This is a genomic window from Novosphingobium sp. NBM11 (genome assembly GCF_015390225.1).
Classification (GTDB): Bacteria; Pseudomonadota; Alphaproteobacteria; order Sphingomonadales; family Sphingomonadaceae; genus Novosphingobium.
In genome coordinates this window covers 2,906,784-2,928,632 of sequence record NZ_VUOG01000001.1, presented here as the reverse complement: position 1 = coordinate 2,928,632, position 21,849 = coordinate 2,906,784, and the positions used below count along the sequence as shown (strand labels likewise).

Here is a 21,849-nt window from a genome sequence, read left to right as displayed (position 1 = left end):
ACTCCGGAAAGTCGGCCTTATCCTACACCGGCTCGACAGCAAGGCCAGCCGGTGCGATGAAAACCGCGATGCGCCAATCCCTGACCGAACTTGCCGTTCCCACGCCGGGCCGCGGCCTTCACGAAATCACGCCCCAAGTCGCGGGCTGGGTCGCCGCGCAAGGGATCGAGACGGGGCTGCTCACCGTGTTCTGCCGGCATACCTCGGCCTCGCTGTGCATCCAGGAAAATGCCGCGCCCGAAGTGCGTGGCGACGTGGTGCGCTGGCTCGACCAGCTGGCCCCGGAGAATGCGGGCTATGCCCATGACGACGAAGGGCAGGACGACATGCCGGCGCACCTGAAGGCAATCCTGACCGGCGTTTCGTTGTCGATCCCGATCGCCGGCGGACGCCCAGCGCTCGGCACATGGCAGGGCATCTATCTGGTCGAACACCGCCGGGCACCGCACCGCCGCAAGGTGGTGCTCCACCTGATCGGGGCTTAGGCTCCTGACCCTGGGCACATCGGAGTTATCCGCGCTTCATGGTGTCGCACGGATGCGCTAACGCGGGGCCAACCTGATCCGGAGGCCCCGATGTCCGCCCTTCTTCGCGCTACCGTTGCTGCAGCGCTGCTGCTTTCCCCCGCCGCCGCCATCGCGCAGGAAAGCGCCGCGCCCGCAGCGAGCGCAAGCCCCGCTCTGCCGCCCGTCGATCCCGCGCGGCTACAGGCCGCCACCGCCACGGTCGACCACATCTTCCCGGCCGGCACCTATGCCAAGATCATGAACGGCACGATGGACACCATCGTCCGGCAATCGGTCGACAGCATGACCGCGCTGCCGATGCGCGATCTCGTCGGCCTGGCGGGCCTGAAGCCCGAGGAAGCGGCCAAAGTCGGCAAGGGCACCATGGCCGAAGTCATGGCCATTCTTGATCCCGCCTTCCGCCAGCGCACCGATCTTTCCATGACCGTGATGCGCGACGAGATGACCACGATGATGCCCCAGTTCGAGCCGGACATGCGCGCAGGGCTGGCCGAAGCCTATGCCCGCCGTTTCTCCGCCGCCCAGCTCGACGAGTTGAACCGCTTCTTCGCCACGCCCACGGGCAGCGAATATGCCAGCAATTCGATGACAATGTTCATGGACCCGGCCGTCATAGGCCGGATGCAGGCGCTGCTGCCGCAGATCATGCGCCAGATGCCGGCGATGATCCAGAAGATGACCGCCGCCACCGCCAACCTGCCCAAGCCGCGCCGCTATGCCGATCTGACGGCGGCGGAACGCGCGCAGCTTGCCCGGCTGCTCGGCCTCAGCGAAGCCGATCTGGCAGGGCGCCAGCCGCGCAAGGGCCAGTAGAGCAAAGCACCGTCGCGCGTTCAGTCCGCGGGGTTGTACTTCGCCAGGAACACGTCGAGCCGGTCCAGCCATTGCTGCATGTTGGCGCTGGTCGAAAAGCCGTGGCCTTCACCTTCCAGCGTATAGAACTCATAGGGTTTGCCGGAGAGCTTGAGCGCGTCGGCAAACAGTTTCGACTGCTTGTAGGGCACGCGCTGGTCCTCGGTTCCGTGCATCATCAGCACCGGCACCCGCAGGCGATCCAGCGTGAACAGCGGCGACACGGTCTTGAGATCGAACGTCTCCTCGCCCTGCACCGTGCGCCGCCAGTCCTTGCGGTACCGCTTGCTGACCTTGAACGCGATCTGGAACTTGAGCTGGCGCGGAAGGTCCGAAACGCCGGCGAAACTGGCCGCGCAACGATAGCGTTCGGGATTGCGCGTGGCGCCCCACAAGGCGGCATAGCCGCCATAGGAAGCACCGATCAGGCACACCCGCTTGGGATCGATCGTGCCGTCCTTGGCCAGCCAGTCCATCCCGTCGTCGAGATCGTCCTGCATGGCGCGGCCCCACTGGCCTTCACCCTTCTCGTAGAACGCCTTGCCATAGCCGCCGGACCCGCGAAATTCCGGCTGGAGCACCGCGTAGCCGCGATTGGCCAGGAACTGCACTTCAGGATCGAACGTGCCATCGTCGCGGATGTCGTAAGGCCCGCCGTGCGGCAGGATTACCAGCGGCAGGTTCTTCGGGTCCCGCCCCGCCGGCAGGGTGAGATAGGCGGGCACCTCAAGACCATCGCGCGCCTTGTAATGCACGTAGCGGGTAGGCACGAGGTCGGCGGAGCGCAGCTTCTCGTTCACGCGTGCCAGAAGCATCATCTTGCCCGCGTCCTGCCGGTACAAATAGTATTGCCCGGCATTGCTGGACGACCCGAGATGGATCATCAGCACGGAATCGTCGCGGCTGCGCGAAACGATCGAGGCCTGCATGCCGCCAACCGCCTTGTCGATCGCATCCTGCACATCGTGCATGGTCTTGTCGAACCAGTGCACCCGGGGCCGGTCGTCGGTGTACCATGCGGCCAGCGGGTTCGCGCCGTCGATCGAGGTATCGAAATCGTCGATGTCGTTCGACACGTTGTCGAGGATCAGTTCGCCCCGTTCGCGCGTGGCGAAGTTGAAGCGATAGAGCGCATACCGCCCGGTCGCCTCGTTGTTCATGATCCGGTAGCCGAGATCGCTGCCCTGGTAGATGCGGAACGCATCGAAGCCGGCGTCCTCGTCCCCCTGCTTGGCCTTCACCACCGTATGGAACGATTCCGTGGCGTTCGGGCGGTAGATCATCGTCCAGCGATCGCCCGACCAGCCGAAGCCGGCGCGGACCACGCCCTGTTCATCGGCGTACCAATCCCAGATGTCGGTGCGGGCCTGAACGACCTGCTTCTGGCGGTTGGTCGCCAGATTGACGGTGAACACGGATGGGTAGTCATAGATCGTGCTCTGATAGGCCAGCAGGATCGACTGCCCTTCCGGATCGATCCAGAGCACGTCATCGCCGACCAGCCCTTCCTCCCGGCCGCCGATGAAGCGGGTCTTGCCGGTGGTGATGTCGAACGCCACCAGCCGCGTCTGCCAGGCATCGTCGCCGTCCCACGGCACCGATTTGCCCATGCTTATCAGGATCGTGCCGTTTCCGGCCCAGCGATACCAGTTGAGATCGTATTCGTTCCCCAGGTCCATGATCCGGGGATTGTTCTCGCCGATCTTGATGACTCCGATGCAATCCTTGCCGGCCACGTTCATCCGCGCCACGATCTGTGTGCCATCGGGCGAGAGCTTGGGATTGCTGAGGAACGGCTGATTGGCCAGCACGCTCGTCTCGATGCGCGGGGGGCGCGGCTGCGCGGCCGGTGCGGCATCCGTTTGCGCGTAAACCGGCACCCCGGCCGCGAGCATGATCGTGGTTGCCGCTGCGGCCAGCCAGCGCCTGTCAAACATCCAAATCCCCCGGTTAGAAGCCCCGCCCCACCGCGAATGAGGCAAAGGAAAGCGCCGCCGTCAATTCTCTTTCCCGGTTACATCTCCATGAAATAGCGCGAGAATGGACGTTCCCATACGAAACGCCCCCTCCCGGCCGGCGGGAGAGGGCGTTCGTGCAAGGGCCGGCGTTTGAGGGCCGGAAGCGGCGTCCGGTTCAGGAAACGCTGAAGTTCAGCGCGCCATCGCCTTCGTCGATCCGCACCGTGCTGCCGTCCGGGATCTCGCCGCCCAGCAGCTTTTCCGCCAGCGGGTCCTGCAGGTAGCGCTGCACCGCGCGCTTGAGCGGCCTTGCGCCATAGACGGGATCGTAGCCGACGCGGCCCAGCCAGCGCTTGGCGGCGTCCGTCAGGTCGATCGCGATCTTGCGGTCCTTGAGCAGGCCGGCGACGCGCGCCACCTGGATTTCGACGATCGGCGCCATGTGTTCCTGGCCCAGGCGGTGGAAAAGGATGATCTCGTCCAGCCGGTTCAGGAATTCCGGCCGGAAGTGCGCGCGCACCACTTCCATCACCTGCGGTTCGACCGAAGTGACGTCCTGCCCTTCCTCAAGGTTGGCGAGGTACTGGCTCCCCAGGTTCGAGGTCAGGATGATCAGCGTGTTGGTGAAATCCACCACGCGCCCCTGCCCGTCGGTCAGCCGGCCATCGTCCAGCACCTGCAGCAGCACGTTGAACACGTCGCTGTGCGCTTTCTCGACCTCGTCGAACAGCACGACCTGGTACGGCCGCCTGCGAACCGCTTCGGTGAGAACACCACCTTCATCGTAACCAACATAGCCCGGAGGCGCGCCGATCAGGCGGCTGACGGAGTGCTTCTCCATGAACTCGCTCATGTCGATGCGCACCATCGCGCTGTCGTCGTCGAACAGGAAGCCGGCGAGCGCCTTGGTCAGTTCGGTCTTGCCGACGCCGGTGGGGCCAAGGAACAGGAACGAGCCGAGCGGCCGGTTCGGGTCCTGCAGCCCGGCGCGGGCGCGGCGTACCGCCTTGGACACGGCCACGACCGCATCCTTCTGGCCGATCACGCGGCGGCCAAGCTCCTCCTCCATGTGGAGCAGCTTCTCGCGCTCGCCTTCCATCATCTTGTCGACCGGGACACCGGTCCACTTGCTGACCACGGCGGCGATGTCCTCGGCCGTCACTTCCTCGCGCAGCAGGGCGTTCTCGGACTGGGTATGCGCGTCGGCCAGCTGCTTCTCCAGCTCGGGAATGCGGCCATAGGCCAGTTCGCCCGCCTTGCCGAGATCGCCCTGGCGCTGCGCCTGTTCCAGTTCCATCCGCGCCGCGTCCAGGGCTTCCTTGATCTTGCCCTCGGCGGCGATCTTGTCGCGCTCGTTCTGCCAGCGCGTGGTCAGTTCGGACGACTGCTGCTCCAGGTTGGCCAGCTCCTCGCGCAGGTTCTCCAGCCGGTCCTTGGAGGCGGTGTCGCTTTCCTTGGCGAGCGCCATTTCCTCGATCTTGAGCTGGATGATCCGCCGGTCGAGCTTCTCGATTTCCTCCGGCTTCGATTCCACTTCCATGCGGATGCGGCTGGCGGCCTCGTCCATCAGGTCGATCGCCTTGTCCGGCAGGAAGCGGTCGGAGATATAGCGGTTGGACAGCGTGGCCGCGGCAACGATCGCGTTGTCGGCGATGCGCACGCCGTGGTGCAGCTCATACTTGTCCTTGATGCCACGCAGGATGCTGATCGTGTCCTCCACGGTCGGCTCGCCCACGAACACCGGCTGGAACCGCCGCTGCAAGGCCGGGTCCTTCTCGATGTACTTCTGGTACTCGTCCAGCGTGGTCGCGCCGATGCAGTGCAGTTCGCCCCGCGCCAGCGCCGGCTTGAGCAGGTTGGAAGCGTCCATCGCGCCATCGGTCTTGCCCGCGCCGATCAGCGTGTGCATCTCGTCGATGAACAGGATGATCTCGCCCTCGGCGCCCTTCACCTCGTCCAGCACCGCTTTCAGCCGTTCCTCGAACTCGCCGCGATACTTCGCCCCGGCGATCAGCGCGCCCATGTCGAGCGCCATCAGCCGCCGGTCGCGCAGGGATTCGGGCACGTCGCCGTTGGCGATGCGCAGCGCCAGTCCCTCGGCAATCGCGGTCTTGCCCACGCCCGGCTCGCCGATCAGCGCCGGGTTATTCTTGGTGCGCCGGGCGAGGATCTGCACGGTACGGCGGATTTCCTCGTCGCGGCCGATCACCGGATCGAGCTTGCCCTCGCGCGCCGCCTCGGTCAGGTCGCGCGCGTACTTCTTCATCGCCTCATAGGCGTTTTCCGCCCCGGCGCTGTCCGCCGTGCGGCCGCCGCGCAACTGAGTGATCGCCGCTTCCAGCGCCTGCGCGGTAACGCCTGCCGCCTTCAGCGCCTGCCCCGCCGCCGTGGTGGTGGCCAGCGTGAGCGCCACCAGCATCCGTTCGACGGTGACGAAGCTGTCGCCCGACTTGGCGGCGACCTGCTCGGCCTGGTCGAGTACGCGCACGGCATCGTTGTCGAGCCCCGGCGTCTGCTGCGCGCCCGAGCCGGACACCGCCGCGATCTTCGCCAGCGCCTTGTCGACTTCGGCCTGCGCCAGCGCGGCATTGCCGCCGGCGCGCTGGATCAGCCCGGACGCCATGCCCTCGCCATCTTCCAGCAGGGCTTTCAGGATATGGTCCGGCGTGATCCGCTGATGGTTCATGCGGATGGCCACGGTCTGGGCCGCCTGCAGGAAGCCCTTGGCACGATCGGTGAATTTCTCGAGGTTCATGGGGTGTAATGTCCTCCTGTTGCGCCAGAGATAGTGTTGCGTTTGGGCAACACAAGGACATGGGTCAAATTTTCAGACGTTGTTATATTTTACGTGCCCAAGCATGGAAGGGGGCGTGGTGAGGCGTGACGAAATTTACGCGCGTTTGGTAAGAGACGCACTTGCAGAAAGTTCGGAAGAAGCGTGGGTTGAGGTCACAAGTGGACCAAATTACGCCACCACGGTTGATGGCTCTTTTCGGCTCGCTGATGTTGCTCAGCGCTTTCTTGCCGCCATTTTCGCATACGGGCTAGTTCAGGAGGTTCCAGAGCCAGAAACACCCGGTGATATTGAGCATTAACACAGTCTAAGACGTCGGCTGTACGCATCGAAAGCTCGTAAGAAACCATTCTCCCTTTTACTGTTGCGGAAAATATAAGGCTATTTTCGTGCGTTTCCATCATATCGGAAATATATATTCCAGGTCCGCTATGGAGGGCTGATGTCTTAATAGGCGAAGTCAATTTGTGCGAAAATAATTCTGCCTTGCTCTTGGACAGTTCGCCAGGGTGTGCGGCTGACGTACGAATACTAGCAATTTCCGGAAAATACTGCGAAAAAAGTTTCGTACCTGCTCGTCTCGCCGCCATCTCTGCTAAAGACCAGATGGTGGGAGCCTGAGTCGCGTTTACCGCTTCCATCAACTTGGCAAAACTGTTGGCTACGACAGCACCATTTCTACCGGCGATCGTAGTCAGGCCAATCATGTCTTGAATCAGAAAATTATCAGCCCCCAAAAGGAGTTTTTTCCGTGCCTGAGCAAATAGATAGAGATCGGCCGTTTGCCGAAACTCCCTAGCTGCACTTTGCATCCCTAGCCCGGCTTATTCATGAGCCCGCTGCACTGGGGCGTGCCGGGTTTGATGTGTCGGTGGCCGCGTGATCCGGGCGCGCGGTTTCGGCGGCGTTTTTCGCCGCAGCAAAACCGATGGCTTTTCGAGGTTGATGGGCGATGGCTCGGGCTTTGTGCGGCACAGCCGCGCTGGCTATGTCGGCGCTGGCCGGAGACTGGTGGCGATGGCTTTGAACACGCCGGCGTCGGGGCATGCTGACGCGAAGGCGACACGGATGCGCGAGGCGGTCTCGATGACGCGGGCGGCGACCTTGAGCAGCCGCAGGCGCAGCGTTGCGAACTCGGCAGTGGCCAGAGAGGTGGCCTTGGGGATGGCCTGCTGGACGCGCCACATCAGCCAGTAGGCGGCGGTATGCAGGATGAGGCGCATCTGGTTGGCATTGGCCGAGCGGCACGAGGTGCGATCGCTGGCCAACTGGGTCTTGTGGCGCTTGATCAGGTTTTCGGCTTGGCCGCGCGCGCAATAGAGCGTGTCGTAAATGTGCTCGGGCGAGCCTTCTGTCAGCGAGGTGACGACATAGCGGATGTCCATGCCCAGCGTGCTGGCCTCAATCCGGGCGACGACGCGGCGTTGGCTCTTCCAGCTTTTGGCGCCGTAGCGGGTCTCGACATAGTTGCGCAGGACCGGATGTTGGGCCTGGGCCCGCTTGACCGCGCAGGCATCGGCGACGGCAACGATGGCCGGATCGGCCCGCAGCGCGGCGTTGGTCGGCAAGCCGAACACGTAATCGACCCCGGCCGCCTCGCAGAACGCCATGATCTCGGGACGGGCGTAGTGCCCATCGCCGCGGATGGTGATGTGGGTATCGGGCCAGTGCTGGCGGATATGACGCACCAGGCGCCGGATGTGGCCGGCACCTTCGGCACCCGACGGCGTCTTGCCAGTGCGCAGCAGCATCGCCACCGGCCGCCCGCTCGCGGTATCGTACACATGGATCGGCAGGAAGCAGCGCTCACCGTGATGTCCGTTCCAGAACGAGAGCTGCTGATAGCCGTGCACGACATCACACGTGTCATCGATATCCAGCGTCACCGCCGCCGGTGGGGCCGGATAGCTGGCACAGTAAACGCCGATCATCGCGACCATCATCCGGGCCAGTTCACGCGTGGTCGGTGCATTCTCCCAGCGGCTCATCGTCGGTTGGCTGGCCAGCCCCGCGCCCGATCCCGGCAACTTGCCCAGCGCCAGGCGGAAGCCCGGATCGTCGCGCAGGGCATCGAGATCATCGGCGTCCTCATAGCCACACGTGATCGCGAACACACGGGCACGCAGAATGTCATCGAGGCGATGGATCACCCGCGTCGGGTCACGCGGATCGGCGATGCACGCAGCAAGCTGCCGGCAGATCCCCATCGCGCGCTCGGCCTGCGCCAGCAGCAGAACGCCGCCGTCAGAGGTCAGCCGGCCACCGTCGAACGCGGTTGTGACCTTCTTGCCGCCAACCGCTGGAAACGAAAATCCCGGTGCGCTATCATCGCTCCCGGCGGGTGTGGTCCGTGGCATAAATTGCCTCGCTGAAGGACTGGTCTAGACACCCATTTTCCTACTGCAAAGCAATCGCTTACGCCACTCCCGCCAACCCTCTCACCCGCCGCGGTGAATAAGACAGGCTAGAAAATTGGTCTCGATGAAGTGAGCAGCTTCGTGCTCATCTTGCGGGAGACGGCTTCTGTCGATTCGAATTATGTCCATGGAGCCATTTAACAATAACTATTGTTTGTTGCGACTCCGCATCACTAGCCCGGCTTATTCACCGCGTTGGGCCGAGAGGGTTGGCGGGAGTGGCATAAGCCTCTGATCTGAATTAGGAACTGGGTGTCTAAGCCGAACCTGCCGCAGGGCAGAAGATGCCACAGGCCACCCCGCCATGACCGACGATACTGCAAACCCATTCCGATTCCCAGCAGTGCGCAGCCGGAAAGTCACAGCCGCCTTTGATGGTGGTCGGCTGACCTCGGACGGCGGCGTCCTGCTACTGGCACAGGCTGAGCGCGCGATGGGCATCTGCCGTCGGCTTGCCGCTTGCATAGCCGACCCGCGTGACCCTGGCCGGGTGATCCATGCGCTGCCCGACATCCTGCGCGCCCGGGTGTTCGCGATCGCTTGCGGATACGAGGATGCCGACGATCTCGACGCCCTTCGCGACGATCCCGGCTTCCGCCTGGCGCTGGGCAAGCTGCCGGGCTCCGGTGCCGGGCTTGCGAGCCAACCCACGATGAGCCGCTGGGAGAACGCGCCGACCACGCGCGAACTGGCGAAGTTGATGGCCGCCATGATCGATATCTACTGCGCCAGCTATCCCACTTCGCCGGCGGCGGTGACGTTGGATATCGATGACACCTGCGATGTCGTCCACGGCTATCAGCAGCTCTCGTTCTGGAACGGGCACCATGGCGAGCGCTGCTTCCTGCCGATCCACGTCTACGACACCGCCAGTGGCCGGCCGGTGGCGATGCTGCTTCGCACCGGCAAGACGCCATCTGGCGCCGAAGCTGCTGGCCACATCCGGCGTCTGGTGCGTCACATCCGCCGGCACTGGCCCGATACCCACCTCACCATCCGCGGTGACGGGCACTATGGCCGCCCCGAGGTCATGGCGTTCTGCGAGGCGTACGGCATCGATTACGTGTTCGGCCTGCCAACCAACGCTGCGCTGCGGGCCGATCCCGCCATCGTCGCCGTCGCCGATACCTGCGCGGTCAAGCGGGCCGAGGAGCAGCGTGTGATCCTGCGAAACTATGCCGAGACCCGCTACGGCGCCAAAAGCTGGAAGGGCCAGCGCCGCGTCGTCGCCCGGATCGAGGCCAGCACGCTGGGCATGGACATCCGCTATGTCGTCACTTCGCTGACCCAAGGCTCGGCCGAGCACATCTACGACACGCTCTACTGTGCCCGCGGCCAGGCCGAAAACCTGATCAAGCGGCACAAGACCCAGCTCGCCAGCGATCGCACCTCGTGCCGCTCGGCCAATGCCAACCAGATGCGCCTCATTCTGCACACCGCCGCCTACTGGCTCCTGTGGCGGATCCAGCAAGAAATCCCAAAATCTGCCGCGCTTGCCGTCGCCGAGTTCGCAACGATCCGCCTCCGGTTGCTCAAGGTCGCCGCCCGCGTCATTGAATCCGCAACGCGCATCCGCATCGCCTTCGCGTCAGCATGCCCCGATGCCGCCACGTTCAAGGCCGTCGCCACCAACCTTCGGCCTGCTCCTACATAGCCCGCGCGGCCGTGCCGCCGAACCGCAAGCCCCCCTCCATTAACCCCGAAAAGCCCATCGATCCCACCGCGGTGAAAAACACCGCCAGAGGCGCTCGTCCGGATCACATCACCGAAAACGCATCGCCACCCAACAAGCCCGGAACCTCAGTCTCATGAATAGGCCGGGCTAGCACGTCAAGTGCTTGGGTTGCCTCTGTGGGATTTAGTTCGCCAGCGGCTGCGAGGCGTTCGACCTCGGCGCGAAACCTCGCGCTCTGTTCCGCTTGGCTGTCTGCCTGCGTCTTCTTCGGCATCATGCCATCGCACAAGATTGGGCGTAAGTAAGCCGCTTACCAACGATACCCGAAAGCAGCGCGTCCGCGCGGTCGGCGTCGTTGTAGCCGGAGTGCCACGCGGCTGCTGTAGCGGAAATCAAACTCCGCCAGATAGCGCTACAAATGTGACATCCTCGCCCCTCCCGAGAAATACCCCACCCACCCAACGCGTTAGCCCATCCTAACGCGCCTCAAAATGCTGCACCGCAACAAGTCGGTCAGATCACCGTCACCGGAGCAACGCCGAACTGCAACCTGCGCCCCCTAGGTGCCGCCCGGGAGCCCGATCGGGTCGGGCGGTTCGAATCCCAGGGGGACAATCATGATCGCATTCCAACCGCGCCTGGCGCTGGGCGCCTCTTGCCTTGTGCTGGCCACCCTGCTGGCCACGCCCGCGCTGGCCGCGTCCGACGACCAGGCCGCACCGGCGGCCGATACGCAAAGCCCGGACGCCGAAGCGCCCGGTGGCGGCGGGCAGCTTTCCGAAATCGTGGTGACCGCGCAGAAGCGCCGGGAAAACCTGCAGGAAACGCCGATCGCGATTTCGGTCCTGACCAGCCAGGGCCTGGCCGACCGCCACGTCACCTCGCTGCTCGATCTGGGTGACGGCGCCATTCCCTCGCTGAAGGTCGCCCCGTTCTTCTCGCGCCCCGGCGCGCTGATCGTCAACATCCGCGGCGTGGGCGTGCTGTCCGATTCGAACCAGCCCGCGCGCGATCAGGGCGTGGGCGTCTATGTCGATGGCGTGTACATGGGCCGCGCGCAGGGCCTGGGCACCGCGCTGTTCGATGTGGAGAACATCGAAGTCCTGAAAGGTCCGCAGGGCACGCTGTTCGGCCGCAACACCATGGGCGGCGCGGTCAACATCGTGACCAAGAAGCCCAGCGGCCAGTTCAAGCTGAACGCCACGGCCGGCGCCGGCAACTATGGATCGTACAAGGGCGAAGTCCATGTCGATCTGCCGGAGTTCGCGAACATCAGCCTGAAGGTCGATGGCGTGATTGCCCGCCGCAACCCCTTCGTGAAGAACCCGATGCCGGGTCAGCTGGGCTTCAATTCCTATGACAAGCACGGCGTGCACGTGGAAGCGCTGTGGAAGCCGGTCAGCAATTTCAGCGCCGACCTGTCTTACGACAACAGCTATGACGCGACCAGCACGCTGTACATGCAGCAGATTTCGGCGCCGCTCGGCCTGCCCGTTTCCGCGTCGGGATCGGCCGCGGTGCCGGCCAACGTCCTGTCCCCGCTGCTGATCCTGCAGCCCGATCGCGCGTCCACCGCCGTGGTCGGCGCGCCGCAGCAGGCGAGCGTGGGCAAGGCCGAAGGCGGGCGGCTGGGCCTGGAATACATCGCCACGCCGAACCTGACCTTCCGGTCGATCACCAGCTATCGCGAAATGACGCAAAGCCAGTTCGACAACGGCTCCGTCGCCACCAGCATGCAGCGCCCGACCTCGGTCACCAGCTTCCAGAACTTCGCCTTCGGCCGCTACAGCCTGGCGCCGTTCCGGCAGAACCAGTTCAGCCAGGAATTGCAGGTGATCGGCGAAGTGCCACGGCTGAAGTACCAGGCCGGCGGCCTCTATTACCAGGAACGCGTGGAAGACAGCGCGCAGGCGCCCAACACGCTGATGTTCACCAACGCGGCCGGCACCGCCTATACCGTCTGCGATCAGGCACTGGTTTCAAGCTGCCGCTATGTGACGCAGCGCGCCAGCCACGTCAAAACCACCAGCATCGGCGTCTATGGCCAGGCGACGTACACCCCGCCGGTGCTGGAAGACATGGTCCACCTGACGGTCGGTGCCCGCTGGACGCGCGACAAGAAGGAAGGATCGCTGTTCACCATCAACGGCGCGGCCCCCTCGATCCCGGTCAACGGCGTCAACGTGGTCGGCCCGATCGCGCTCGATCGCAGCTGGTCGCGCGTCGATCCGCTGGTGAACCTGGCGCTCGATGCATCGCGTGACCTGCACTTCTACGGCAAGTGGAGCACGGGCTACCGCTCCGGCGGCGCCAGCTCGCGCTCGCTGACGTACCGCGCGTTCGATCCGGAAAAGGTGTCGATGTTCGAAATCGGCGCCAAGACCGAATTCTTCGACCGCCATGCCCGGTTCAATATCGCCGCCTACACGGGCACCTACAAGAGCATCCAGCTCGACTTCAGCGGCCTCTATGTCGATACCGTCAACGGCGTGCCGCAGATTACGACCCGCACCACGACCGACGTGGTCAACGCGCCCGGCACGGGCCGCCTGAAGGGTGTGGAAGCCGAACTGCTGCTGATGCCGCTGGATGGCCTGACCCTGTCGGCCAGCTATGCCTACAACAGCGTGCACATCCCGCCGACAGTCAATCCGTTCCCGCAGACCGGCGGCGTGCCGATCACCACGCCGGTGCCGATCTACCAGGTTTACACGTCGAAGCATTCGGCCAGCGGATCGATCGACTACGAACACGAAGTGACGGCCGGCGGCGCGATGCTGAAGCTGCACCTCGACGGCAACTACGACTCCGGCTTCTACGTCAACTACACCGACGCGAACTACGACAACAACACGCGCGCGGTGCGCTACCCGCAGGTGAAGGGGGAATCCGGACTGGTGTTCAACGGGCGCATCGCGCTGGCCGACATCCCCATGGAAGCGAACGGCGCGAAGGTGACGGTGGCGCTGTGGGCGCGCAATCTCTTCAACGAACAGCACCTGTTCTACAAGACCGGCAGCGCCGCCGCCGGCATCAGCGGCTTCTTCAACGATCCGCGCACCTGGGGCGCTGAAATCAACGTGAAGTTCTGATCCGCGCGCCACGGCGCAAGGCATCCCGAAGCCCGGTCCGCGCGCATCCCGCGCGGGCCGGCCTTTCGCGTATGCAAGTTTGCAAGCGGCGTTCGACGAACGGACACGTCGTTCGTCGAACGCCGTTCAGCTTCGGTATGGCATCGGTTTCTGAAACGGTTACAAAGGATACAGAGTCTCCCACAGGATAACCCATGGCCCGCATGCATTCCGCTTCGCAGTTCGTCTCCGCCATCGCCATCGCCGCCGCTCTCGCTTTCACCGGAACGCAGCCCGCGGCCGCCGCGCAGCCGGCGCCGGCAGAGGCCATCAAGCCCGCCCCCGTCGCCGATCTCGTCAACCGGGTGACCATCCCCTACGAAAGCTTCACCCTGCCCAACGGCCTGCGGGTGCTGGTCAATACCGACCGCAAGGCGCCGGTGGTCGCGGTTTCGGTGTGGTACGCGGTCGGCTCCAAGAACGAACCGAAGGGCAAGACCGGCTTCGCGCATCTGTTCGAACACCTGATGTTCAACGGGTCCGAACATGCGCCCGGCGATTTCTTCGAACCGCTGCAGCAGGTCGGCGCGACCGACATGAACGGCACGACGTGGTTCGACCGCACGAACTATTTCGAGACCGTGCCGACGGCCGCGCTCGACCGCACGCTGATGCTGGAAAGCGACCGCATGGGCTACCTGCTGGGCGCGGTCACCCAGGAAAAGCTCGATAACCAGCGCAGCGTCGTTCAGAACGAGAAGCGGCAGGGCGACAACCAGCCGTTCGGCATGGTCGAGTACGAGGAGCTGGAGACGCTCTATCCCTCGGGCCATCCCTATCATCATTCCACCATCGGCTCGATGGACGACCTGAACTCGGCCTCGCTCGAAGACGTCAAAGGCTGGTTCCGCGACCACTACGGCCCGAACAACGCCATCCTTGTGCTGGCGGGCGATATCGATCTCGCCACGGCCAAGGCCAAGGTCGCCAAATGGTTCGGCGCCATTCCCGCCGGCCCGGCGGTGCAGCCGGTATCCGTGCCGGTGCCCACGTTGCCCGCGCCGGTCAGCAAGACGATCAAGGATCAGATCGCCACCACCCGCATCTACCGCGTCTGGACGATCCCCGGCCTCGACAACCCGGAATACCTGCCGCTGCAGATGGCGGGCGCGGTTCTTGGCGGGCTTGCCAGCTCGCGGCTCGATGACGCGCTCGTCCGGCAGCAGCAGCTTGCCGTATCGGTATCGGCGAGTACCTCGATCTTCGCGCAGGGCGGGCAGTTCGAGGTCTTTGCCGACGTGAAGCCCGGCACCGATCCGGCGAAGGTCAGCGCCGCGCTCGATGCCGAAGTGGCGCGGTTCCTTGCCCAAGGGCCGACGCAGGACGAACTGGAACGCGCTGCGACGACGTTTGCCGCCGGGCAGATCCGCGCGCTGGAATCGGTGGGCGGCGGCAGCGGCAAGGCGCCCACGCTCGCCGAAGGCCTGCTCTACCAGCACGATGCTGGCGCCTATCGCAAGGAACTGGACGCCGCGGCCGCGCTGACGCCCGCGCAGGTTCGCGACGTGACCCGGAAATGGCTTTCGCGTCCCACGTTCGCGCTGACGGTGGAGCCGGGCACACGCACCGAAGGCGGCGAACACCGTGGCGGTTTCCTGACCGATCCCAAGAGCCCGTCCGCCCGCCCCGCCTTCTGGCGCGATCCGCGCTTTGCGGATGATTCGGCATCGGGCGCGGGGGCCAGCGCGCCCGACCGGTCGGAGCTTCCGCCCGTGGGGCAGCTCAGCCCGCTGGTGTTCCCGAAGATCGAACGCGCCACCCTGCCCAACGGGATGAAGGTCTATTTCGCCCGTCGCGCCGACGTGCCGGCGGTATCGGTGCGCGTGAGCTTCGACGCTGGCTATGCCGCCGATCCCAAGAACGCGCTCGGCACCGAAGCGCTGCTGCTCAAGCTGATGAACGAAGGCACGACCACGCTCGATTCCTCGGCGTTCGCGCGGGCACGCGAGCGGCTGGGCGCCAGCATCTCGGGAAGCGCGAACCCCGATACCACGTCGTTCCAGCTCGATGCAGTTACGCCCAATCTCGCTGCCTCGCTGGGGTTGCTGGCGGACTATATCCAGCATCCGGCGCTGGATGCCCGCGAACTCGAGCGCGTGCGTGCCCAGCAACTCACGGCGATCAGCGGCGAGATGAAGGACCCCACCTCGCTGGCGTTCCGGGTGCTTTACCCGACGCTCTACGGACCGCAGCACCCCTATGGCATTCCCGCCACCGGAACCGGCGATCCGGCCGTCGTCGCGCGCCTCTCTCGCGATGATCTGGCCACGTTCCACAAGCGGTGGTTCCGCCCGGATACCGCCAGCGTCTTCGTGGTCGGCGATACCACGCTGGCCGAAGTCACCAAACTGCTGGAAAAGAGCTTCGGCGCCTGGAAAGCGCCGGCCGAACCCGCCCCGGTCAAGAACTTCGCGGTGCCGGTTCCCGTCCAGAAGCCGCGGATCATCCTGATCGACCGGCCCGCCTCCCCTCAATCCGTCATCATGACGGGCGAAGTGCTGGACGCGAAGGGCACCGACGACCTGCTGGCGCTGCGCACCGCCAACGACATCTTCGGCGGCAACTTCCTCTCACGCATCAACACCAACCTGCGCGAAACCAAGGGCTGGTCCTATGGCGTGTCGAGCGGCGTGGTCGAAAGGGAGGACCGCGTCCCCTTCCGCATCATCGCGCCGGTACAGACCGACCAGACCGGCCCCGCCATTGCCGAACTGCGCAAGGAACTCACCGGCTTCCTCGGCGCGAAGGGCGTGACCGCCGACGAGATCAAGTGGTCTACCAGCGGCAGCGCGCGTGAACTGCCCGGCATGTTCGAAACCTCGCGCTCGGTGCTCGATGGCGTGAGTTCGATCATCGAAAACAAGCGGCCCGACAACTACTACGAAACGCTCGCCGGCCGCTATGGCAGCATGACCGCGCAGCAGGCGGACGCCGCCGCCCGCGCCGCAATCTCGGCCGACAAGCTGGTCTATGTGGTGGTGGGCGATGCCGCCAAGGTGCGGCCGCAACTGGAAGCGCTGGGCCTGCCAGTCGAATCGCTTGCTATTGACAGCAATGTAGGTAGCAAATGAGAGGGCGTCGTCGGCGCTTGCCGGCGAGCCGTTAACGGGAGAGAACCATGTCTGTTGCCGGTACCTATGATTGCGTGACCAAGACGCCGATGGGCGATCAGTCGAGCAAGTTCACCGTCGAAGTCAGCGGCGATACCTTCACCGGCAGCAACGCCGGCCCCACCGGCACGATGGCGGTGGAAAACGGCAAGGTCGATGGCAACACGCTGACCTGGCAGATGAAGATGACCGTACCGATGCCGATGACGCTGGACTGCAAGGCCACCGTCGATGGCGACGCGCTGACTGGTTCGGTCACCGCCGGCATGTTCGGCACCTTCCCGATGAACGGGACGCGCGCCTGAACGAAGTCTCCACGATTCCTTACGCGGATGGGCGCAACTTGTGTCCATCCGCGTCGTCGTGAAGATGGCGCCAATCAGCGTACTGCGCGGCAAACGCGATAGGTAAAATCGGCATTGTTGGCTTTCCGCCACAGGTATACTGGGCGTTGCAGGGGGGGGGCGACGATGCGGACGATTTTATGGGCCTTGGCGGCCGTTTTGGCGCCGCTGCATGCGGCGTACGCGGCGGAAAGCACCGCCGGCACCGCCGCCGCCCTTTGCGAATTGCATGTATGGCCATCCGGCCCGTTGCGCTCTACCTACTACGGCTGGGTGCATGGCGGCATCGTCGACGGCTCCGTCCAGGGCCGCCCTGGCTATCCGAAACTGCCCGATCAGCCTTTGACTACCGCGCGACAGGTGGAAATCCTGAACAGCCAGGATCTGCCAGCCATCCTCGGCCTGCCCGGCTTCCGGACGGTTCTGCACGATCAGCCGCTGGAAAGCCGCGTGTTGCGTGGCACCGTTGGCCGCATTCTCGCGAACAGTCCGCCCTGCTACGCGGAACTCGCCATCGATGACGTCTTCTTTCAGGCAGATGTCTTCAGCGGTGCCTATCTCAAGACGCTCGTGCGCTTCCGCAGATTTGACGCCGGCGATACGCCGACCCGCACGTTCGGCACGATTGCGACCGAGAAACTCACCCAGTTCCCGCCGGCAAAAAGCGATGCGGATCCTGCGGATGCTGTCGCCGAACTGTCTGCGGCCTTTGGCAAAAGCCTGACCGATTTCGGCAGGATGCTGGCCGCCCCGCCGAAGCGCAAACATTGACCGAACCAGGATAAGAGGGGGGTACGAATGAAATATCCAGGCCTTGTGCTCGGAACGATGCTGCTTGCCGGCAGCGTGCAGCACGCCTGCGCACAGGAACAGGGGGCGGCGGCTGCCCCGGCGGCCGCCGTGCCTGACCAGACCGCCACGGCTCAACCCGCTCCGGCTCCGGTCGAGGTCATTGCGCATCCTCCTGCCGATGTCGCGGCGGATGGGTGCGAACTGCATATCTGGCCCGCGCAACGAATGACCTCAATGACGACCGGCCTGCTGGGCGGAGGCTTGCTGGATGCCGCGATCCACGGCAACCGGGATGCCACCAACCGCACGCTGCTGGCCAGCGCCCTCGACAGTCCGAGCCAGCTGGATGCGCTGCAGGCGCTGGATCTGCGGACGGAACTGAAGCTGACGCCCGGCACCACGATCATCACGCATTCGCAACCAGTCGACCGCCACACCATGAACTCGGTCAAGACACGCCGCGGGGAATCCCCGAGCAAGTGCTATTCCGAGTTGATCGTGGCTGACGTCTTCTACCAGAAAGCCGCCATTTACGGTCGCTCGCTGCGAACCCTGTTCATGGTGCGCGATTTCGGGGCCGGCGAGAAGATCGCCTTCGAATACAAGGCCTGGGGCGGCAACGGCCTGAAACTGTTCCCGCCCAAGGAAGGCGAAGACGCCGTGGCCGCGCTCGACGAGCTGGTCGCCGTGTTCAAGAAGAACTTCCAGGAATACGCCAACAACGAACGCAAGGCGCCACGCACGCCGGCCAAATCCTGATTGACGGGTTCCGGCCCGCACAGCGCGGGCCGGAACGTTACCCCAGCTTCTTCTTCAGCAGTTCGTTGACCAGCTGCGGGTTGGCCTTGCCCTGCATGGCCTTCATCGTCTGGCCCACGAAGAAGCCGAACAGCGCTTCCTTGCCGCCCCGGTACTGTTCGACCTTGTCGGCGTTGTCAGCCAGCACCTTGTCCACCACCGCTTCGATCGCGCCGGTGTCGCTGGTCTGCTTCAGACCTTCGCGCTCGACGATGGCGGCGGCGCCGTCGCCGGTTTCCAGCATCTTTTCGAGCACCTGCTTGGCGATCGAGCCGGAAATCGTGCCATCGCCCACCAGCGCCAGCAGTTCGGCCGCGCCTTCGGGGCTGACCGGCGAATCCTCAAGGCCGCGGCCCAGCTTGTTGAGCGCGCCGAACAGTTCGGAGGTCAGCCAGTTGGCCGCCTGCTTCGCCACGTCGGCTTCGCCCTTGCCCTGCTTGCCCGCGCTTTCGGCCAGCAGCTTCTCGAACCAGCGCGCGGTTTCAACGTCGGCGGTCAACACGCCGGCGTTGTAGGGCGAGAGACCCAGCACGGTTTCGTAGCGGTGGCGCTTGGCGTCCGGCAGTTCGGGCAGGCTGGCGCGGCATTCCTCCAGGAACGCATCGTCCAGTTCCAGCGGCAGCAGGTCCGGATCGGGGAAGTAGCGGTAATCGTGCGCGTCTTCCTTCGAGCGCATCGAGCGGGTGGAGCCGCTGTCCGGATCGAACAGGCGGGTTTCCTGCACGATCTTGCCACCGCTCTCCAGCACGTCGACCTGGCGGTTCGCCTCGTGCTCGATCGCCTGCATGACGAAGCGCACCGAATTGACGTTCTTGGTCTCGGTGCGCGTGCCGAACGGTTCGCCCGGCCGGCGGACCGAGACGTTGACGTCGGCGCGCATCGAGCCCTGGTCCATGTTGCCATCGCACGAGCCGACATAGCGCAGGATCGTGCGCAGCTTGGTGAGATAGGCCCCCGCCTCGGCCGGCGAGCGCATGTCAGGCCGGCTGACGATTTCCATCAGCGCCACGCCCGAGCGGTTCAGGTCCACGTAGGACATCGTCGGGTGCTGATCGTGCATCAGCTTGCCCGCGTCCTGCTCCACGTGGATGCGTTCGATGCCGATGGTCTTGGTGCTTTCGGGGTCCTTGTCGTCGAGCTGGATCTCGATCGTGCCCTCGCCCACCAGCGGGTGGTAGAGCTGGCTGATCTGGTAGCCCTGCGGCAAGTCCGCGTAGAAGTAGTTCTTGCGGTCGAAGCGCGACCACTTGTTGATCTGCGCGTTGATCGCCATGCCCGTGCGCACCGCCTGGCGGATGCATTCGCGGTTGGGCACCGGCAGCATCCCCGGCATCGCCGCGTCAACGAGGCTAACCTGGCTGTTCGGCTCGGCCCCGAAGGCGGTGGCCGATCCCGAGAACAGCTTGGCGTTGGACGTGACCTGCGCATGGACTTCGAGGCCGATCACGACCTCCCATTCCCCCGTTGCGCCCTGAATGCGATAGCTGCTCATCTCGTTCTTCCGTCATCCCCGCGCAGGCGGGGATCTCGTTGATCTGGGTCGGACCTTCAGGCCCGAGACCCCGGCTTGCGCCGGGGTGACGTCCATTACCACCACTTCGCCGGCTTGGCCGAGAACCCCGCGCGTTGCTCGATCGCCAGTCCGGCGTTCAGCACGCCCTGTTCGTCGAACGCCTTGCCGATGATCTGCAGGCCCAGCGGCAGCCCGTTGCGGTCCACTCCGGCGGGCACCGACATCGCCGGCAGGCCCGCAAGGCTGGCGGGCACCGAGAACACGTCGTTCAGGTACATCGCCAGCGGATCGTCGCTCTTTTCGCCCAGCGCGAAGGCGGCGGTCGGCGCGGTCGGTGCCAGGATCACGTCGACTTCGGTGAAGGCGTTCTTGAAGTCGTGGCTGATCAGCGTGCGGACCTTCTGCGCCTGCGTGTAATAGGCATCATAGAACCCGGCCGAGAGCACATAAGTGCCGATCAGGATGCGACGCTTGACCTCCGCGCCGAAGCCCGCCGCGCGCGTGGCGGCATACATGTCCTGCAGGTTCGCGCCGTCGGGCAGTTCGCGCAGGCCATAGCGCACGCCATCATAGCGCGCGAGGTTGGATGAGGCTTCGGCCGGCGCGATAATGTAGTAGGTCGGCAGCGCGTACTTGGTGTGCGGCAGCGAGATGTCCACGATCTCCGCGCCCGCGTCCTTCAGCCAGGCGATACCGTCGTCCCACGATTTCGCGACGTCCGGGTCCATGCCGTCCATGCGGTATTCGCGCGGGATGCCGACCTTCTTGCCCCGCAGGTCGCCCGAGAGCCCCGCTTCCCACGCGGGCACCGGCAGATCGAGGCTGGTCGCATCCTTGGGATCGAACCCTGCCATCGCTTCCAGCATGATCGCGCAATCGCGCACGTCGCGCGCCATCGGCCCGGCCTGGTCGAGCGAGCTGGCGAAGGCCACGATGCCCCAGCGCGAGCAGCGGCCATACGTCGGCTTGATGCCCGAAATGCCGGTGAAGGCCGCCGGCTGGCGGATCGATCCACCGGTGTCCGTGCCGGTCGCGGCCGGTGCCAGGCGCGCGGCGACGGCGGCCGAGGAACCGCCCGACGAACCGCCGGGCGCCAGCGGCGCGGTATCGCCGGGGCGGCGCCAGGGCGAGATCACGTTGCCGAAGGCGCTGGTCTCGTTCGACGACCCCATCGCGAACTGGTCAAGGTTCAGCTTGCCCAGCATCCCCGCGCCCGCATCCCACAGCTTGCTGCTGACCGTGCTTTCATACTCGGGCGTGAAGCCTTCGAGGATGCGACTGGCGGCCGTGGTCTGCACGCCCTTGGTGGCGAACAGGTCCTTCATGCCGATCGGCACGCCCGCCATCTTGCCCAGCGCCTTGCCCGCAGCGCGATCGGCATCGACTTTCGCGGCGGCGTCCAGCGCCTTGTCCGGGGTGGTGACGATGAAGGCGTTGAGCGCGGGCTGCGCCGCCGCGACCGCCGCGTTGAACGCGGTGGCGACTTCGGTGGCGGTGAATTCGCCCTTCGCCACGCCTTCGCGGATCGCGGCGATGCCAAGTTCGGTCAGTTCGTTTGCGTTATTGGGCATTATTCGATCACCTTGGGCACGCCAAAGAAGCCGTGTTCGGCCGCCGGCGCATTGGCCAGCACGGCATCGCGAATGCCGCCGCCGGTCAGCGGATCGGCATTCACCACGTCATCGCGCAGGCGCAGGGTATTGGGGATCACGGCGGTCATCGGCTCGATGCCGGCGACGTCCACTTCCCCCAGTTGCTCGACCCAGGCGAGAATGCCGTTGAGTTCGGGGACCATCGCCTCAAGCTCCGGTTCGGTAACCTTGAGGCGGGCCAGCGAGGCGATCTTCGCCACCGTGGCGGTATCTACGGACATGGGATTTCCCTGCCTTGGACAAACGGAAAAACAAAGGACGCCGCGCGCTAGCATCGCGCGCGGCG

15 protein-coding genes are annotated in these 21,849 nt (G+C 64.9%); 8 read left to right on the top strand and 7 right to left on the bottom strand.

Annotation, left to right across the window (positions count from 1 at the left end; genetic code table 11):
* The first annotated feature begins 68 nt into the window (after positions 1-68).
* Complete coding sequence (locus F1640_RS14190; RefSeq protein WP_194919757.1) at positions 69-485, top strand: secondary thiamine-phosphate synthase enzyme YjbQ; 417 nt, start codon at positions 69-71, stop codon at positions 483-485.
* Between the two features lie 90 nt (positions 486-575).
* Positions 576-1,340 (top strand): DUF2059 domain-containing protein, encoded by a 765-nt coding sequence (locus tag F1640_RS14185; RefSeq protein ID WP_194919756.1) that lies wholly within the window; start codon positions 576-578, stop codon positions 1,338-1,340.
* Between the two features lie 20 nt (positions 1,341-1,360).
* Here F1640_RS14185 and F1640_RS14180 read toward each other — a convergent pair whose 3' ends face one another.
* The 4 genes from F1640_RS14180 to F1640_RS14165 form a co-directional block, all read right to left on the bottom strand.
* Complete coding sequence (locus F1640_RS14180; RefSeq protein ID WP_194919754.1) at positions 1,361-3,316, bottom strand: S9 family peptidase; 1,956 nt, start codon at positions 3,314-3,316, stop codon at positions 1,361-1,363.
* Between the two features lie 196 nt (positions 3,317-3,512).
* Positions 3,513-6,092, bottom strand: coding sequence for an ATP-dependent chaperone ClpB (clpB, locus tag F1640_RS14175; RefSeq protein ID WP_194919752.1), 2,580 nt, complete (start codon positions 6,090-6,092; stop codon positions 3,513-3,515).
* Positions 6,093-6,286: 194 nt separating this feature from the next.
* Entirely contained in the window at positions 6,287-6,943 is a 657-nt protein-coding gene (locus F1640_RS14170) for a hypothetical protein (RefSeq protein WP_194919751.1), read from the bottom strand.
* Positions 6,944-7,117: 174 nt separating this feature from the next.
* Positions 7,118-8,488: an IS1380 family transposase gene (locus F1640_RS14165; RefSeq protein WP_066763960.1), complete on the bottom strand. Its 1,371-nt coding sequence runs from the start codon at positions 8,486-8,488 to the stop codon at positions 7,118-7,120.
* A gap of 364 nt (positions 8,489-8,852) precedes the next feature.
* Between F1640_RS14165 and F1640_RS14160 the strand changes: the two genes are divergently transcribed.
* The 6 genes from F1640_RS14160 (at position 8,853) to F1640_RS14135 (ending at position 18,359) form a co-directional block, all read left to right on the top strand.
* Entirely contained in the window at positions 8,853-10,202 is a 1,350-nt protein-coding gene (locus F1640_RS14160; RefSeq protein ID WP_194917264.1) for an IS1380 family transposase, read from the top strand.
* Positions 10,203-10,840: 638 nt separating this feature from the next.
* Positions 10,841-13,315 carry a TonB-dependent receptor gene (locus tag F1640_RS14155; RefSeq protein ID WP_194919750.1) on the top strand — a complete coding sequence of 825 codons (2,475 nt, stop codon included), beginning with the start codon at positions 10,841-10,843 and terminating at the stop codon, positions 13,313-13,315.
* Between the two features lie 194 nt (positions 13,316-13,509).
* A complete protein-coding gene (locus F1640_RS14150; protein WP_194919749.1) occupies positions 13,510-16,425 on the top strand; it encodes a pitrilysin family protein in 2,916 nt (971 codons plus the stop codon).
* A 47-nt stretch (positions 16,426-16,472) separates the two neighbouring features.
* A complete protein-coding gene (locus F1640_RS14145) occupies positions 16,473-16,769 on the top strand; it encodes a hypothetical protein (protein ID WP_124807812.1) in 297 nt (98 codons plus the stop codon).
* A gap of 165 nt (positions 16,770-16,934) precedes the next feature.
* The gene (locus F1640_RS14140) at positions 16,935-17,579 is read left to right on the top strand and encodes a hypothetical protein (RefSeq protein WP_194919748.1); all 645 of its coding nucleotides are present in this window, start codon (positions 16,935-16,937) and stop codon (positions 17,577-17,579) included.
* 27 nt (positions 17,580-17,606) lie between these two features.
* Complete coding sequence (locus F1640_RS14135; RefSeq protein ID WP_125954794.1) at positions 17,607-18,359, top strand: hypothetical protein; 753 nt, start codon at positions 17,607-17,609, stop codon at positions 18,357-18,359.
* 37 nt (positions 18,360-18,396) lie between these two features.
* Here F1640_RS14135 and gatB read toward each other — a convergent pair whose 3' ends face one another.
* The 3 genes from gatB to gatC form a co-directional block, all read right to left on the bottom strand.
* Positions 18,397-19,890: an Asp-tRNA(Asn)/Glu-tRNA(Gln) amidotransferase subunit GatB gene (gene gatB, locus F1640_RS14130; RefSeq protein WP_194919747.1), complete on the bottom strand. Its 1,494-nt coding sequence runs from the start codon at positions 19,888-19,890 to the stop codon at positions 18,397-18,399.
* Between the two features lie 95 nt (positions 19,891-19,985).
* A complete protein-coding gene (gene gatA / locus F1640_RS14125; RefSeq protein ID WP_194919746.1) occupies positions 19,986-21,482 on the bottom strand; it encodes an Asp-tRNA(Asn)/Glu-tRNA(Gln) amidotransferase subunit GatA in 1,497 nt (498 codons plus the stop codon).
* Positions 21,482-21,784, bottom strand: a complete 303-nt coding sequence (gene gatC / locus F1640_RS14120) for an Asp-tRNA(Asn)/Glu-tRNA(Gln) amidotransferase subunit GatC (RefSeq protein ID WP_124807817.1) — start codon at positions 21,782-21,784, stop codon at positions 21,482-21,484. The genes gatA and gatC overlap by 1 nt, the downstream gene beginning before the upstream one ends.
* Positions 21,785-21,849: the final 65 nt, after the last annotated feature.

What these genes read in the sequence shown, in the direction of transcription:
- F1640_RS14190 (WP_194919757.1), top strand. Translation starts at nt 69, where the DNA reads ATGCGCCAATCCCTGACCGAACTTGCCGTTCCCACGCCGGGCCGCGGC.
- F1640_RS14185 (WP_194919756.1), top strand. Translation starts at nt 576, where the DNA reads ATGTCCGCCCTTCTTCGCGCTACCGTTGCTGCAGCGCTGCTGCTTTCC.
- F1640_RS14180 (WP_194919754.1), bottom strand. Translation starts at nt 3,316, where the DNA reads ATGTTTGACAGGCGCTGGCTGGCCGCAGCGGCAACCACGATCATGCTC.
- clpB (WP_194919752.1), bottom strand. Translation starts at nt 6,092, where the DNA reads ATGAACCTCGAGAAATTCACCGATCGTGCCAAGGGCTTCCTGCAGGCG.
- F1640_RS14170 (WP_194919751.1), bottom strand. Translation starts at nt 6,943, where the DNA reads ATGCAAAGTGCAGCTAGGGAGTTTCGGCAAACGGCCGATCTCTATCTA.
- F1640_RS14165 (WP_066763960.1), bottom strand. Translation starts at nt 8,488, where the DNA reads ATGCCACGGACCACACCCGCCGGGAGCGATGATAGCGCACCGGGATTT.
- F1640_RS14160 (WP_194917264.1), top strand. Translation starts at nt 8,853, where the DNA reads ATGACCGACGATACTGCAAACCCATTCCGATTCCCAGCAGTGCGCAGC.
- F1640_RS14155 (WP_194919750.1), top strand. Translation starts at nt 10,841, where the DNA reads ATGATCGCATTCCAACCGCGCCTGGCGCTGGGCGCCTCTTGCCTTGTG.
- F1640_RS14150 (WP_194919749.1), top strand. Translation starts at nt 13,510, where the DNA reads ATGGCCCGCATGCATTCCGCTTCGCAGTTCGTCTCCGCCATCGCCATC.
- F1640_RS14145 (WP_124807812.1), top strand. Translation starts at nt 16,473, where the DNA reads ATGTCTGTTGCCGGTACCTATGATTGCGTGACCAAGACGCCGATGGGC.
- F1640_RS14140 (WP_194919748.1), top strand. Translation starts at nt 16,935, where the DNA reads ATGCGGACGATTTTATGGGCCTTGGCGGCCGTTTTGGCGCCGCTGCAT.
- F1640_RS14135 (WP_125954794.1), top strand. Translation starts at nt 17,607, where the DNA reads ATGAAATATCCAGGCCTTGTGCTCGGAACGATGCTGCTTGCCGGCAGC.
- gatB (WP_194919747.1), bottom strand. Translation starts at nt 19,890, where the DNA reads ATGAGCAGCTATCGCATTCAGGGCGCAACGGGGGAATGGGAGGTCGTG.
- gatA (WP_194919746.1), bottom strand. Translation starts at nt 21,482, where the DNA reads ATGCCCAATAACGCAAACGAACTGACCGAACTTGGCATCGCCGCGATC.
- gatC (WP_124807817.1), bottom strand. Translation starts at nt 21,784, where the DNA reads ATGTCCGTAGATACCGCCACGGTGGCGAAGATCGCCTCGCTGGCCCGC.